The following is a 16,485-nucleotide window of genomic DNA, read 5'->3' on the forward strand; positions in this document are numbered from 1 at the left end:
AATCCCCAAATTATCTGGAAAAAAATTTATCTCTTATTTCCATGAATATGAACTTTAGGTACTTCGTAACAGCAAATATTTTTATCTAGGTGAAATATATGGAATTAGAAAATCTCTACACTTATGCTTTTTTGGAAATACCTAGCTCTCCCTTGATTTTGCCACAGGGTGCTGCTAATCAAGTAGTGCTAATTAATGGTACTGAACTTGCGGCTATTGTCGAACCGGGGATATTTTTAGAATCATTCCAAAATAATGATGAAAAAATTATCCAAATGGCTTTATCCCATGATCGAGTAATTTGTGAACTTTTTCAACAGATTACAGTTTTACCCTTGCGGTTTGGAACTTATTTTACTTCTACAAATAATCTGCTAAACCATTTAAAATCCCATGAAAAAGAATATCAAAATAAGCTAGAAAAGATCAATGGTAAAAACGAATTTACTTTAAAATTGATCCCACGAATGATAGAAGAAATAGTACCATCTGAAGGGGGAGGTAAGGATTATTTCTTAGCTAAAAAGCAACGCTATCAAAACCAAAATAACTTTAGTATTGCTCAAGCAGCAGAAAAACAAAATCTTATTGATTTAATCACCAAAGTTAATCAATTACCCGTTGTTGTTCAAGAACAAGAGGAACAAATACAGATTTACCTCTTAGTTAGTTGTCAAGATAAGACCTTACTTTTAGAACAGTTTTTAACCTGGCAGAAAGCTTGTCCAAAGTGGGATCTACTTTTAGGAGATTGTCTTCCTCCTTACCACTTTATTTAGTGATTATTTATTAAGTAAGTCGGCGCAAAGAAACCAAACTATGTAAAGATAAGTAAATACGGAAAATAAATCTACTGAGGTGATTAAAATATGGGCGCTCGTTTAAGGGTATTTTTAACTCGTGAGCAAGATAAGTACAAAACGTATTAAATTCAACAAACATACTCCTGCTTAACTTTTCCTTACATAGTTATAAACTTTTCCGCCGACCTACTTAGTCTTTTCGTTAATTTTTTAACTTTATTATGAACCAGTACGACTCACTTAATTTGGTCATGTTTAGCGGCAAAGGTGGAGTTGGCAAAACTACCACTTCTTGCAGTTTTGCTCGTTATTGGGCAAAACAGTTCCCAGAAGAAACAATTTTGTTACTTTCTACAGATCCGGCACATTCTTTAGGAGATGTATTACTGACAGAAGTGAAAGATTATGCTTCACCATTAACAGATTTGCCTAATTTGAGTGTTCAGGCTTTAGATGCTGAAAAACTGCTCTTAGAATTTAAGGCCAAATATAGCGAATTTTTAGAACTACTGGTTGAGCGGGGAAGTCTAGCAGACGGACAAGATTTAGCCCCAGTTTGGGATTTGAACTGGCCTGGTTTAAATGAATTAATGGGGTTACTAGAAATCCAACGTCTACTGTCTGAAAAAAAAGTAGATCGCATAGTAGTTGATATGGCTCCTTCTGGTCATACCTTAAACCTATTGCGATTGAAAGATTTCTTAGATGTGATTTTAAATTCATTAGAGTTATTCCAGAAAAAGCATCAGGTGATCACAGAAACTTTGACCAGAAAAAACTATACTCTTGATGAAGTTGATGACTTTTTGGCTGATCTAAAATTTCAATTAGCAGAAGGGAGACGACTGCTACAGGATAATCAATTTACAGGTTGTATAGTTGTCGCCATTTCCGAACCTATGTGTTTTGCCGAAACCGAGCGATTCATAGAAAGTTTAAAAAACCTAGATGTTCCCTATGCGGGAATAATAATCAATCGAATTTTGGCAAATTCAGATACAGAGCTAGACCGCTATGCAGAACAGCAAAACTTCATCAATAAATTCCTCAAAATTTCCCCAAATAAACCCGTTTTCATAGTACCACAACAGCAATTCCCACCTTTAGGTGGGTTAGCATTAGATAATCTAGCAGGACAAATTCAAAATATTGATCAAGTGGAACTCGCTTCTCCACCACCAATTCAATGGCCGACTAAAATTTTACCAAGCTTTACTGATTTTGTAGCGGAAGGCTGTCAATTGATTGTTGTCGGTGGCAAAGGAGGAGTTGGTAAAACCACAGTGTCAGCAGCCATGGCCTGGGCTTTTGCTAATCGTTATCCTGATAAAAACATTCGCGTAATTTCCATAGATCCTGCTCATTCCTTGGGAGATGCTTTTGGTGAAAAATTAGGACATGAACCAAAATTATTAGCTCCCAATTTAAGTGGACAAGAAATCAATGCTGAGAAAATATTAGATCAATTTCGTGCCGATTATCTTTGGGAATTGGCGGATATGATTAGTGGTGAAGGAACAGAAGCAGACGCAACAATAAATATTGCCTATCTTCCAGAGGCTTGGCGGCAGATTATGTCTCAAGCTTTACCAGGTATTGATGAGATGCTATCCCTAATCACCATCATGGATTTATTAGACAGCAACCAGCAAGATTTGATTATTCTAGATACAGCACCCACCGGTCATCTTCTGCAATTTTTGGAAATGCCAACTGCATTAGGAGATTGGTTATCTTGGATATTTAAGTTATGGATGAAATATCAGAATGTCTTAGGTCGAGTTGATTTCATTGGGCGGTTGCGAAATCTGCGCCAACAAGTGGTTAAAGCTCAGAAGAAATTAAAAAACCCAAAGCATACCCAATTTGTGGGTGTAATTCAGGGAGAAGCGGCAATTATAGCTGAACATATTCGCTTAACAGAATCTCTAAAAACCATAGGAATTCAACAGCGTTATGTGGTACAAAATCGCTACACTCAAGATGTAGAGATTGAGAGCAGCTTATTTTCACAGCAAACAATTATTCGCTTACCTAAGTTACCCAGATCTGTCGAACCCATGGCCAGAATTCAAGGTGCCGCCAATCTTTTATTTTAAGTGGATAATGTAGCCAAGAAACAATGGTTTTTTTAGAGTCAATTTTTGGAGGAATCTGATGAGTGATTTATTCAAGGGATTTGAGCAGTTAGTGGAACTGGTAAAAGCTCTGGAAGAAAAAGCAGAAAACGGAGAAATCAAGACCAATGTCCAGTTTAATTCCCGACCCCTAAGCAGTATTCCCAGAACAGGAAATATGCCCCGTACTAGTAATATGGGGGGTAATATGGGCAGTATGGGTAATGATGTGGGTACAAGTCGGATGAACACTCAATCCCCCCCAGCTTCTGGTGCAGGTCCCTCAGATCCAGTTGTTCCTCCCGATCCTACTTCAGGTATTGCTCTTAAAGATATCGGTGGACTGAGCGAAATTCTTAAAGAACTCAAGGAACTGATTGCTATTCCTTTAAAACGCCCTGACCTCCTCGCCAAATTGGGACTAGAACCCACCCATGGCGTATTATTAGTTGGTCCGCCAGGAACGGGCAAAACCCTCACCGCCCGGGCTTTAGCTGAAGAACTGGGCGTTAACTACATTGCCATTGTCGGTCCAGAAGTCATCAGTAAATATTACGGTGAAGCGGAACAAAGACTGCGCGGTATCTTTGAAAAAGCCGCCAAAAATGCTCCCTGTATTATTTTTATTGATGAAATTGATAGCCTCGCCCCAGACCGCAGTGCCGTAGAAGGGGAAGTTGAAAAGCGTCTGGTTGCCCAATTATTAGGCTTAATGGATGGTTTTTCCCATAGCCCAGGGGTGATTGTTCTCGCGGCTACCAACCGCCCTGACCACCTTGACCCAGCCCTGCGACGACCGGGAAGATTTGACCGAGAAGTGCAGTTTCGCATTCCTGATATCAACGGCCGTAAAGAAATTCTGCAAATTCTCACCCGTTCCATGCCCTTGGATAACACCGTTGACCTCGATTTTATCGCCGAGCGGGCGGTGGGATTTGTGGGGGCTGATTTGAAGGCAGTTTGTCAAAAGGCGGCTTACACAGCTTTGCGTCGTCAAGTTCCTTCTATAGAGGTGCAAGCACCAGAAAACATGACGGTTATTCAAACTGATTTTTTGCAGGGACTAAAGGAAATCAAACCGGCTGTACTTCGGAGTGTGGAAGTTGAAGTTCCCCAAGTTGCTTGGGATGATATTGGTGGTTTAGAGAATATTAAACAAACCCTGCGAGAATCCGTAGAAGGGGCGCTACTTTATCCAGAACTTTATCTACAAACTAAGGCTATAGCTCCCAAGGGTATTTTGCTATGGGGTCCTCCGGGAACTGGCAAAACTTTATTAGCCAAGGCTGTGGCTTCCCAGGCCAGGGCTAATTTTATTGGTGTCAACGGACCAGAGTTACTGACTCGTTGGGTGGGCGCTAGTGAACAAGCAGTGCGGGAATTATTTGCCAAGGCGCGACAAGCAGAACCCTGTGTGATATTTATTGATGAAATTGATACCTTAGCCCCAGCACGAGGAACTTACAGTGGTGATTCTGGCGTGAGTAACCGGGTAGTAGGGCAATTATTAACTGAGTTAGATGGTGTAGAAGTCGGTGCAAGTATTCTGGTCATTGGGGCGACAAACCGTCCTGATGCTCTTGACCCAGCGTTATTACGGGCAGGTAGGTTAGATCTACAACTTAAAGTAGATTTACCTGATTTGGCCAGTCGTTTAGATATTTTGCAGGTCTATACTCAGGGACGACCATTATTAGATGTGAATTTAACATATTGGTCTGAAGTCACAGAAGGTTGGAATGGTGCTGATTTAGTGTTGCTGTGTAATCAAGCTGCTGTGGAAGCTATTCGCCGTTTCCGAGCGCAAGGACAGACGGATCCTGCTGATATCAGGATTACTAATGATGATTTTCAATATTCTCATCAGGTTTTAGTCAGTCAACGTCATGCTTAGTTAGATTCTCACTGTTACCCCTGGCCGTAAGCAATTTGTCCGGGGGTCGCAAAACATAGAAAAGTAAGTGCAATGGCCATACTACTGGTAATTGTTTTCAGCGTCGCTACAACTGGATAGAATCGTTATGAATTGATTTAGCGATCGCTTTACAGCAGTTTCCGATATTATGGGGTAAAGACACCTTTTTGATTTGGCATTTAACAGGTGGTACAGAAGGCGGTTTGCATATCACTGATGTTACCAACCCACCTTCCGCACCCTAAACTGTCACACAAGGAAAAATGGTCGTTTGGGGATTTGAGATTGGCGAACTGCTTGCAGCAGCGCTTCGCTATCGCCACCTAAGATTCCAACAATTTTGTATCAAAATTATCATCAAAGGTATTCAAAAATCCGAAATTACCGATTGTGACACTGGGGGGTGCGGAATGTCGGTTACAGATAACGGTGGTGTTTATTTTGTCCCTGCTTTTTCTGGGTTATTTGCTCCCTATTGGCGCAATGATGCTAGGGGTGTAATTGTGGGGATGACTCGCTACACCAATAAAGGTCATATTGCCCGTGCGGTGTTAGAAGCTACAGCATGGCAGACTCGTGAAGTTTTGGATGCGATGAGAGAAGACGCGCAGGTAAATTTAACTGCTTTGAAGGTAGATGGAGGGATGGTTTATAACAACCTGCTAATGCAATTTCAAAGCGATGTGTTAGGTGTGCAAGTGATTCGTCCCCAGGTATCAGAAACTACTGCTTTAGGGGCAGCTTATGCTGCTGGGTTGGCGACTGGTTTCTGGAGTAGTCTGGAGGAGTTAGCTGATAATTGGCTTTTAGATCAGACTTGGGAAGCGAAGATGGATGCTGTGGAGAGGGAAGGTTGTTATCGGCTTTGGAAGAAGGCGGTTACTAAAACTTTTGATTGGGTGTAATCAGTTGCAAGGGCAGATTTACCATGCCCCTACAATTTAGGATAATTTATATGGATGCACTCAAGTCAATACGTTTATGCAAATCTATCTTCAGTATATGCCTTTATGGATCGGGGTCTAACTGTTTGCCAGGGATATCGAGGTTGTAACTTGTTTAACGGGAAACTACCAAGACGATTTTCAATATGATCTTTTTCTCTGTCAGTGATGTTGAACATGGTGTAAACAGTTTCATCAATTTGGTTAAGAGCATTGAAAAAATCGGATTCAACTTCTTGAAAATCAGCAAATCGCTGGCGATAGTTTTGCATCAAAGTGGTATAATCTTGAGGCACATTCAATTTTTGAATGGTTGCCTTAGAAATAGTTTCATCAGTGCTATTAGTTAAGAGTAAATAAACTAATTCTGCTAAATCAGCATCAACCAGTTCTAGTGAAAACAAATCTGCCCCAATACAGTTACCATCCAAGGTTAATTCTTCTGCTAATACGTCTTCTGTACTCCAGCTAGAAAAGTTTAAACCCAAACGGCGATCGCTCAACCTGTAGCGACTTGTGACAATTTGCTTTTCTACTTCTGATAATAGCCACTCATTGGGATTGTTTCTAGCAATACCAGCTAAACGAGATAGATTATTATACCCATCTACTAATTGCTGTTCTATATCAGGTGCTAAATTTTTGATCCAAGGTAATGCTTCGAGGACACGAGGGTAAATATGTGAACGAGAAGAACCTTCCAATACTCCTGATCTCAGTCTAATTAAGTAGTAAAAACGAACTAATTTACTATTTATAAAAGAAGTAATTGCCTTTGCTGATATTCCGTCTGTTTTTGGTAAAGCTACAACAATGCTATTACGAGCAGCAAGGTCTTCTCTCTCCACGACAGAAGCAAATGGAACAAGTGCTAATTCAGCCACAGCAATAAATGATGAATGTGTAAGCTCCCCCCAAATACTAAGTTTCTGGACATCTTCAAGATTGAGCCATCCTTCCGGTTCCCCGTGCCAACCCATTGCCAAATTTCCACCTGTTAATATTTGGATAGAACGATTGCCTGTAGAACTTTCAGTAACTTGTGCCTCTCTACCTGCTTGAATGCCATAGGTAAACCAAAATGGACGGTTATTTCGGCTCATTTGTTTTGCAACGGCTTCTTTTAACTCAACAACGTTTCTACCATTATCGTTTGGATAAAGTTTTTTTAGTATTGGAACATCATTAGGATGCAGCAATGGTAACAAATAATCTCCCCACAAACCTTCTGTGGGATTACTTGGATCAATAGCAGTAATTCTTGGACTAATTTTGGCATCAAAAAAATCTTTGTATTTAATTTTTACCGATTGTTCATTACTTGGCCATTTTGACGGTACATAAACTTCAATTTCATCATCTTCTTGGGCTGATGTTTTTTCAATTACTAACAACATAGGAATTACATTTGCATCCCACTGTTTTCCAGCAAACTCCAGCCAAACTATTTTTCGTAGTGCTGCATTTTGTCTAGGATAAAGCAGTTTCCAAACCTTTGCGGCTGCTTCAGAATTAGCGTAGCCACCACTTACCACCATGCCTAAAAAACCATTCGGTTCTAGCCATTCTGTCAAAGAACGATAGAGAAAAACTAAACCTGTGTCGGCATTTTGTCCCCAGACTTGTTGCCATAGTCCTTTCATTTCCTCGCCATATTTTACCCGTTCTGCACGAATATAAGGCGGATTTCCGAGAATGTATTTCCACTGACTGCGATCGCGTTCCAATGATCCAGGAGATAAAAAATCTTCTCCTAAAATCGAAACTAAATCATCATCCCGAAGCAAACTGTTTAAGTTATAAACATAAATATTGGGAATATCTGTTTGATTTCTAGAAGGTTTAAATCTTATCATTGCCCACATTAATTGAAAGTGGCTGATAAAAGCAGCAAATGGATTCAGATCAAACCCCCAAACATTTTTTTGTAGCTCTCGCAATACAAAATCTACATCTAAATCTCTCGCTTTTGCATCTTCTAAACAGCGATGAACATAGCGCACGAGAAATGAACCACTGCCACAAGATGGATCTAGTAATTTTCCTTCTTCGTGACTGTAAACAGTTTGTTCTAATAACCAATCAACAATTGCAGGAGGTGTATAAAATTCTCCTAAGCGTTTGCGTTTGGCAGCAGGTAAAAATTCTTGATAAATGTCTCCTAAGATTTCTTCAGACAACCCTGAAAAATCATAAGCATTAAATCGGAGAATCAGACGTTGCAAGGCTTCATTTAATGCTCCATTTGTTTCATAAATCCAATCAAACACATTTTGTTCAAATGGCTCATGATACAGCCGCCCCAAATCCTCAGCAACCAGTTTTACTAATGCCTTTGCATCTCCAATTAGGTGATCAACAAACGCTGACCAATCTTTTGGACCACCATTAGAAAGTCGTCGTTTATTGGTTAATTCTAAATCCTCTACTAATCGTAGAAACAAAACTCGTGCAATCAATACAGCTACAGAATCAGCCGCAAATGCCTCCCTAATTCTTTCTTGTATTTGTTTATCTTTTGCATTTATTTCTCGCCCATATTGAGCTTCAAACTGGGGTAAAATATCCTCACATAAATGCCTTTCAAAATTAAATTTACGTTTGAGGCGCATCATTGCTCGCTCTCTACTATCTTTCGTCGCAGATGCTAAATTGCCCTCAGCTTCTTTTTCTTGCTGCTTAAAATATTCATAATTTTTACTTAATTCTGCAATAACACCTTCTGCGGCAGCGTTTAATTCTGTAAAACTAATTTGTAAATCTTGTCGCAATTGATTTAAAGTATCATTTGCATCAAGTTTTAAATAAATATAAGGTAGGTTTCCTTCAATAAAAGTTTGCCATTGATTATCGTGAGATGCTTGTGAATAAGAAATAAATTTGAGTGTTTCTCTCAATTCTTCAAAAGTAATATTAGATAAATAAATTGGATTTTCTAATCCTTCAACAGCCTCACCTGTTGGCTTAACAATCCAAAGATAGTGAGCCGTCAGAAATACAACATAACGAGTTAAACCTTCAACATATTTGCGTTTTTGATTCCATAACTTTTGTCGTCCGGGTTCTGTAGTCAGTTCTTTATCATCTTTTTTTAAATCACCCACAACCCAAGCAATTTTTTCATGGGTTAAAAGCTTAATATCTGCATACCCTCCTCCACCTGCATCCTCTGTGACAACATAATCTTTAGGATAATCAAGCAATCCTGCCAAAAAATCTCGGACATCTGGATTGTAGGATCTTTCTGGCCTATTCCACTCTAAAGCCAGCCATTTTTCTAATGGGTTCAGGTGTTGTTTTGGTGATCTACTATTTTTAGGCACAGTCTAACCTCTTTATATTTCAGTGATGATTGATATTCTAATATACAACAGATTAGTATTATGCGATTTGCTTGCAGCGGCACTTCGCTATCGCTCATCCTTTCCTTTCTCTCTCAATAAGCGATCGCTACTAAAAAATATCACTGAGTAATTGTAAATGTTGCTGCACAGGCGCAATAGTATTAGCAACAATCATCCCACTAGCAGCCACAGCCGGCAACCCAATCCCCGGAAAAGTCGAATCTCCACAACACAACAACCCCGATAAAGGTGTATTCCCACCAGGAAATAAACCCTTCCCTGCCGCTATAGCTGGTCCATAACTACCATGATGACGACGCAAAAATCGCCCATGAGTAAGGGGAGTACCCACCAAACTGACTTCACAACGAGAACGAATATCAGGAATAATTCTTTCTAAAGCTTGCCACATCACTTCCGCACGTTCTTGTTTTAACAACGCATATTCTTCGCTATTGCGTTCCTTTCCTTGCCAAATAGCATAAGGTTCATTACCAGGAGTATAAACGTGAATTACGTGCTTACCCACTGGTGCTAAAGACGAATCAAGAACTGAAGGAATAGATACAACTACCACATTTTGCGGTGCAGTTACGCCTTTGTCCCAATCGTTAACTACAATGTAGTGAATACCTAGATTCTCAGGCAATCCTGCTGCATCAATACCTAAATGCAGGTGCATAAAACTATCACATTCAGGTATTGCTTGTTGCTTTTCTGCATACCGTTTGGGGACAGCACCTTCAGGAATGAGTTTGAGAGTGTCCCACACAGAAGCATTAGAAACAACAGCTTTACTGGCTCGGATTTCTTGACCACTCCGCAGACGTACCCCGACAGCACGGTTATTTTCTACTAAAACTTGCTCCACATGAGCATTCAAAACTAACTTACCACCATGTTTATTCAACCCCCGTACCAGTGCATCAACTAATGCACCACTTCCCCCAATCGGATAATCTAACTGCACATGAGGACGATACCAATCTGCAAACATGAAAGCCACTTCTGCGGCTATTGTCCCATCTGCGGGTAATCCAGATAACAAAAAGCAAAGTAAATCTAACCAGTTGCGAATAAAAGGGTCTGTGATTACACCATCAATAATGTTAGAAAAAGACCCTGTTAATTTGATGACGTTAGCGGCCTGTTGCAGTAAAGCTGGGGTAAATTTACCCATAGTTAACACCGCACCTAAATCATAGCGCAAGGCAGAGGGTGGGAGAGCAGTGGCACTCTTACCTAAAGGTGTCATAATTTCCTGGAGTTTGCGCCATTGTGCTACAGCTTTATCTCCCCGCAGTTGTTGCAATATTTCACAGAATTGGTCAGCACCAACTTGAGCATCAAAGTAGCCTTCTGGTAAATAACAACCCCAGGTATTGTAATTGACGCAGGGTAAATCTTCGCCAATAGCATCTAAAACTTGACGTAAGGGATTAGGTGAAGGGGTATAAGATAAACCAGAATATAAAGAGGGTCCAGACTCAAACTTGTAGCCATTGCGTTCAAAAGCATGAGCCGCACCACCGGCAATGGAGTGGCTTTCTACTACTGTGACATCAATTCCATAGCGTGCTAAGAGTGCAGCGCAACTCAATCCGCCAATACCGCTACCAATTACGACTACTTCTGTGTTACTCATAAAGAATGCTTGATGACTGGGCTTTTTCAAAAATCATAGATAATGGATTTATTCTCAATTCTCGTCAACTTTGGTTAGCAGTAGGTTAGCTGGAAAAATTCAAATCATGTAACGGTATGTAAGGTTGATTCAATCCGTTATTGTTGTTGAGTTTTAGCAATTTTACAAAACCCAATATATTTGGATTTTATCACACGAACCTATTTACCTATTGATGATTCATGTCAACAAGAATAAAAATTTTATCCATTTGAATGTGTTTTCATAAAAAATTACAATTTTACTTTTGTTATATCTGGCTTTATTTTAGCATTTTAGTCATCTCCTAAAAGGGTTGCAGCATAACCATACTTATTTTGATGATTCTTATTTAACCATCTTTTAACAGCCGCATTTTCACAATCTTGTTTTTGATGTCCATCTTGTTTTTTAATAAATTCTGGTTCTAAATTAATTACTTGTTTTTGATTAGGAGAAACTACAATGGGTGTGACACAGCCATGAAAATAAGTTGTAGTTCCATTTCGATGATTACGAAAATTACAATGAGGGCAACTAATTTTCTTAGATGAGAAATATTCTGTCCCATCTAAAGCGATTAAAATTTCTTCATCTAAGTAGACAAACTTTTTCAAAACTCCATTTTTATTTAACCATTCATAGACCTCTTGAAAAGTCATAAAGAATATTTAAATTCACCTGATGTCTAATGACCAAGTTGAGCTTTAGCCTGTTGCCACAGGGCATCTAATTCTTCTAAACTATAATCTGTCAACGGACGTTCAATTACATCTTCCATTTTTTGCAATCGCTGAATAAATCGCTGACTTGTCCCTTGTAAACCCGCACTAGGATCAAGTTTATGCCATCTGGCAATTTGAATAATGGCAAATAGTAAATCACCTAATTCCGATTCTTGTCTTTCTTTGGTTTCTTCAGCTAAAGCCTGTTGAAATTCCCCTAACTCTTCCTGGAATTTGCCCCAAACTTCATCTACATTATTCCACTCAAAACCAACCTTAGCCGCCTTTTCAGATATCTTCATAGCTGCATTTAATGGCGGAAGACTACGGCGATAACGATTCAATTGATCACTGAGTTTTTGGGTTTCTATAGTTTCGCCTTTTTCCGCAGCTTTGATGGTTTCCCAATTTTTGTGTACCTCTTCCATATTTGCCACAGTCACATCAGCAAATACATGAGGATGACGACGTATTAACTTTTGAGAAATACCCTCAGCGATTTCTTGCAGAGAAAAATCACCCGCTTCACTGGCAATTTGCGCCTGTAATACTACTTGTAATAATAAATCACCTAATTCTTCAGAAATAGCCTTTTTATCCCCAGTTTGAATTGCATCTACCACCTCATAAGCCTCCTCAATCACGTAAGGAGTCAGGCTTGACGGGGTTTGTGCCAAATCCCAAGGACAACCTTGAGGTGATCTTAATTTTGCCACCACATCTATTAATTCTTGTAACGCCAGCAAAGTTTGATTAACTTCCATATTTTTTACCGCTTTTTTGCACTGCGACGACTGGGGCTAACTTTACGTTTCTTAATTTTGCCACGGGGAAGTAAACCTTGAATACCCTGTTTTTGAAAGCGCTTATAACCGGAAACAGTCCAATCGCTGCAAGAATGACTCATTGCACCGAGTTCACAGCCGACAAAGAGGGCAAAAAATTCTCCATAATATATATAGATGGTCTTCCCCACAGTTCCCCACACTTCCCCCCAGTTCCAAGCCACATTTCCCAACTTGGTGAAAATCATCACCACCACAATGGCCACCAAGGCCAAAAAAGTCGTCAGATACACCACTCTTAATGTTGTACCAATAATCGGACCGTGAGATAAAAAAGAGCGATGGCGCAGACTTTTTTGATAAGGTAGCCAAATCCACCGCAGAAAACCCCACCGCTGAAATTGACGGGAGTAAATATCCAAATCGGGACCAAACATCAGCCCCCCAAACATAAACCCACCCGCCACCAACAAAGTCATATTACTGCTGTGAGTGGAAATCAATGTTATACCCGCTACCACAGGCATAGACCAGATAGTAATGCGATCATGCGTTTGACCAGAGGGCATCTTAGAAAATTAAAAATTAAAAGTTCAAAATTAAAAATTTTAGTCCTGAGTTAGTATAGCTCAATACCGTTTAAATCAAGCTTTCCCAGCTCTAAAAAAAAGTTTATCAAAAGACTTGCAAAATTTGGCAAGGCTATGCTATATTGATTGAGTGAAAGAAACGGGCGGTTAGCTCAGTTGGTAGAGCGCCTGCCTTACAAGCAGGATGTCATCAGTTCGAGTCTGGTACTGCCCATTTAACCCGTTTGTTTGCAGCGCAAAACTTTTTGTGACTTTACCCATATCTTTGCTGAGACGGCAAGCTTATGCTTCCTACTCAATCCGGCAAAGTTATGGGTTTAGCTTTTGAAGCTATACTCAAAACGCTTGGGACATAGACTTTTATAAAATCACGAAAAACCTAGATTTGTAAGGGTTTAGCAGTACTGATATGTGTCAACTTAACGTAAAATCATAGACCCCTGGGAATGAATTCCCAGTCTAATAGCCAAAGCCCGCCTGGGAATGAAGTCCCAGTCTAATAGCCAAAGTTATCTAAAGATAACTAAATATAAAAAAATCTTTAGAGACTTCCAATTTAAAAAAATATCCCAAAATTTCTTGTAGTGCGGGCATCTTGCCCGCTAATAATACAAGGACGGGCAAGATACCCTTGGTGTGCGAGAGAGTTGGAGAAGTTTGGTATAAATTTGACGATCGCCTGCTTTGAAAAATGTTTTATTCTTCCTCCTCAAGCTTACCAATAGCGTCATCAAACTTATTGATGATGTCGAGTAATTTCGATACGACTCGCGCAAAGATTTTTTTACGCTCTAATAATTTCGGTTTTTCGTTGCAAGCACTCAACACCGTTTCCCTTAACGGTTCTTTCCCAGAGAATTTGTAGTCAGCAATCATTTGATTAACGGCTTCGATCTTGAGGTTCTCCTCTGTGCAGAGTCGCTGAATCGCTGCAATACGTTCTTGATTCCAGAAGTCTTTAAAAACAGTTTCGATTTTCTCTTCTGGTTCAATGCTAGGCATTCGCTCTTCAATAAATTTCTCCAGTAGATCCCGCTTACTGCGTAGTTGGGCTTCTTTCCCGATTATCTCAAGGATATAGGCTTTCTGATTTTGGTAATCTTCTTGCGTAGCATCATTGTCGCGCTGGAGTTTGCCCAAAAGCTCAAGAATATAAGTAACATTAATTTCATCTCTGTGGATCAGTTCTAATTCAAAATCAACTTCCTCAACCAGAGATTCCTTTTCTTTATCGGGTTTGGGTCGCGTTTGATCATAGATGTCCAGATATTTGCTTTTATAATCTTCAAAGGTTTGTTCATCCAGATTTAAGTCGGAAAAACTAAACTCAGTAAATGATTTACTAACATTTAATAGGCGGATAAGATTACGAAAGGCTTTAACAAACTCAACTTGCTCCTCTTCACTAATCAGTTTATTGACATCGTTGGGAATAGTGGCGATCGCTCTGAGTTCTTGTACACCTTGATTAAATTTTTCAATGTAATATTCGTAGGGTTCAATAAAAATTTCTTCCTTAGCGTTGGTGTCGGAAAACAAAATAACTGCTTGATCGGTATTATCTTTGAGGTTGCGGAAACAAACTATATTTCCCTGGGATTTAAGTTCGCCCAAAATGCGATTAGTGCGGGAGTATGCTTGAATTAATCCGTGATATTTCAGATTTTTGTCAACGTAAAGTGTATTCAGCTTTTTGACATCAAAGCCCGTGAGAAACATATTGACTACTAACAGAATATCGGCGCGTTCCTGATCCTGAAAGTTTTCTCGATCCCTGTCCTTCATCCGCTTGGAGATGTCTTTATAATAGGCATAAAAAGCCTGACTATCCTTGGCTGAATGTTGGGTTTTATATATCTGGTTATAGTCCGCGATAAATTGATTTAATTTGTCGCGGCTATGACTGCGGTTACTTGTATCTGCGCTGATATTGAAACCAGGTTCTCCAATTAAGCCGTTTGCGTCTTCGTCTTCTTCGTTATCGCTGGGGGTAAAAATAGTAATTACTCGCAGATCATGTAATCCCTGTTTTTGTTTATTTTTAAAGGTTTCATAATAAGTAATTAGAGTATCTACATTACTGACGCAGAGCATAGCAGAGAATTTTATGCCGTGGGTTTTACGGTGATGGTTGGCAATAATCCAATCTACAATTAGAGAAATTCGGTCGGGATTTTCAAAAAATTCTCGGTCTAATTTTGGTTCTGTGATCAGTGTGCCGTCTTTGCGTTTGATTTTGCCCCAATACTCGACGGAAAATTTAAGAACATTTTCATCAGCGATCGCATTGGTGATTACATATTTATGCAGACATTCTTGGAATAGGTCTTTAGTGGTGCGTTTACCGTGTTGATTACTGGCAGCGTTATCGGCAAAGATGGGAGTACCAGTAAAGCCAAACATTTGGGCTTTGGTAAAGAATTTGACGATATTTTTATGGGTTTCACCAAATTGGGAACGGTGGCATTCATCAAAGATAAACACAATGCGCTGATCTTTCAAGCCCTCCATTGCGGCTTCATGGCGAGGCTTTTTGATAGCGGTGTTCAGTTTTTGGATGGTGGTGACAATGAGGCGACTATCCCCAGCCATTTGGTTAACGAGTTGTTTAGTGTTATCGGTGGTGTCTACGCAGTCGGGGCTGAAATCATTAAATTCTCTGCTGGTTTGGTAGTCAAGGTCAGCACGATCAACCACAAACAGCACTTTATGTACTTTGGGGAGTTGGGTAAGGATTTGGGCAGCTTTGAAGCTGGTGAGGGTTTTACCTGATCCGGTGGTATGCCAGATATAGCCATTTTTATCGGTATCCTTGACTCGCTCAATAATGGCTTCTACTGCGTAGTATTGATAGGGACGCAACACCATTAGCACTTTATCGGATTCGTGCAGGACAATGTATTTACAGATCATTTTGGAGACGTGGCATTTTTCCAGAAAGCTGTCGGCGAAGTCTTCCAGTTGGGTTATGAGGTTGTTTTCTTGATCTGCCCAATAGAAGGTTTGTTTAAATTCTTGTTTTCGGTTGTTGGCGTAGTAGCGGGTATTAACTCCGTTGGAGATAACGAAAATTTGGACATATTGGAAGAGTCCATTTTCTGCGCCGTAGGAATGGCGTTGGTAGCGGTTGATTTGGTTGAAGGCTTCTTTGAGTTCCAGTCCTCGGCGTTTGAGTTCAATTTGCACCAGGGGTAAGCCGTTAATCAGCAAGGTTACGTCGTAGCGATTTTTGTAATTGCCTTGCTGGGTGATCTGGTTGGTGACTTGATATTGATTTTGACACCAATGTTCAGTGTTGAGAAATTCTAGGTAAAAGGTTGTACCATCATCGCGGCTAAGTTCCATTTTGTCTCGCAGACGTTTGGCGCGGTCAAAGATGTTACCTTTATCGAGGTGGTTGAGGATGCTTTTAAATTCGGTGTCGCTGAGGGTAATACCGTTATGTTTTTCCAGTCGGGCTTTGAGATTGGCTTTCAGGTCTTCGGCATTGCTAATGTTGACTGGTTCATAGCCTAGCCCCGTTAGACGTTTGATCAGGTTTTGTTCGAGTTCTAGTTCAGATTGGGGCATGATGATCGATCGCCTGAAATGATTGAATT

Annotated in this window: 9 protein-coding genes, 1 tRNA gene and 1 pseudogene; 5 read left to right on the forward strand and 6 right to left on the reverse strand. The window is 40.0% G+C overall.

Translation table 11 applies throughout. The features are described from left to right. The first annotated feature begins 98 nt into the window (after positions 1-98). The 4 genes from ANA_RS14265 (at position 99) to ANA_RS14280 (ending at position 5,740) form a co-directional block, all read left to right on the forward strand. Positions 99-779 carry a GvpL/GvpF family gas vesicle protein gene (locus ANA_RS14265; RefSeq protein WP_015080759.1) on the forward strand — a complete coding sequence of 227 codons (681 nt, stop codon included), beginning with the start codon at positions 99-101 and terminating at the stop codon, positions 777-779. A gap of 245 nt (positions 780-1,024) precedes the next feature. Next, on the forward strand, positions 1,025-2,902 hold the full coding sequence (locus ANA_RS14270) for an ArsA family ATPase (RefSeq protein ID WP_015080760.1): 1,878 nt from the start codon (positions 1,025-1,027) through the stop codon (positions 2,900-2,902). 58 nt (positions 2,903-2,960) lie between these two features. Then, complete coding sequence (locus ANA_RS14275; RefSeq protein WP_015080761.1) at positions 2,961-4,814, forward strand: AAA family ATPase; 1,854 nt, start codon at positions 2,961-2,963, stop codon at positions 4,812-4,814. 284 nt (positions 4,815-5,098) lie between these two features. Beyond that, positions 5,099-5,740, forward strand: coding sequence for an FGGY-family carbohydrate kinase (locus ANA_RS14280; protein ID WP_015080762.1), 642 nt, complete (start codon positions 5,099-5,101; stop codon positions 5,738-5,740). A 74-nt stretch (positions 5,741-5,814) separates the two neighbouring features. Here ANA_RS14280 and ANA_RS14285 read toward each other — a convergent pair whose 3' ends face one another. The 5 genes and pseudogenes from ANA_RS14285 to ANA_RS14305 all read right to left on the reverse strand — a co-directional run bounded on the left by ANA_RS14285 (position 5,815) and on the right by ANA_RS14305 (position 12,865). Beyond that, the gene (locus ANA_RS14285) at positions 5,815-9,102 is read right to left on the reverse strand and encodes an N-6 DNA methylase (RefSeq protein WP_015080763.1); all 3,288 of its coding nucleotides are present in this window, start codon (positions 9,100-9,102) and stop codon (positions 5,815-5,817) included. A gap of 130 nt (positions 9,103-9,232) precedes the next feature. After that, positions 9,233-10,768, reverse strand: coding sequence for a phytoene desaturase family protein (locus ANA_RS14290; protein ID WP_015080764.1), 1,536 nt, complete (start codon positions 10,766-10,768; stop codon positions 9,233-9,235). Positions 10,769-11,085: 317 nt separating this feature from the next. Then, positions 11,086-11,445 (reverse strand): annotated as a pseudogene (locus ANA_RS14295) (ISNCY family transposase); the annotation flags it as partial. Between the two features lie 29 nt (positions 11,446-11,474). Then, entirely contained in the window at positions 11,475-12,275 is an 801-nt protein-coding gene (gene mazG / locus ANA_RS14300) for a nucleoside triphosphate pyrophosphohydrolase (protein WP_015080765.1), read from the reverse strand. Between the two features lie 5 nt (positions 12,276-12,280). Then, the gene (locus tag ANA_RS14305; protein WP_015080766.1) at positions 12,281-12,865 is read right to left on the reverse strand and encodes a metal-binding protein; all 585 of its coding nucleotides are present in this window, start codon (positions 12,863-12,865) and stop codon (positions 12,281-12,283) included. Between the two features lie 162 nt (positions 12,866-13,027). On the opposite strand from ANA_RS14305, the gene ANA_RS14310 reads away from it, so the two are divergent. After that, positions 13,028-13,100, forward strand: a tRNA-Val gene (locus ANA_RS14310). 482 nt (positions 13,101-13,582) lie between these two features. Here the strand turns inward: ANA_RS14310 and ANA_RS14315 are convergent. After that, positions 13,583-16,456, reverse strand: coding sequence for a type I restriction endonuclease subunit R (locus ANA_RS14315; RefSeq protein ID WP_015080767.1), 2,874 nt, complete (start codon positions 16,454-16,456; stop codon positions 13,583-13,585). Positions 16,457-16,485: the final 29 nt, after the last annotated feature.

The sequence above is a fragment of the Anabaena sp. 90 genome, from assembly GCF_000312705.1.
Lineage (GTDB): Bacteria > Cyanobacteriota > Cyanobacteriia > Cyanobacteriales > Nostocaceae > Dolichospermum > Dolichospermum lemmermannii.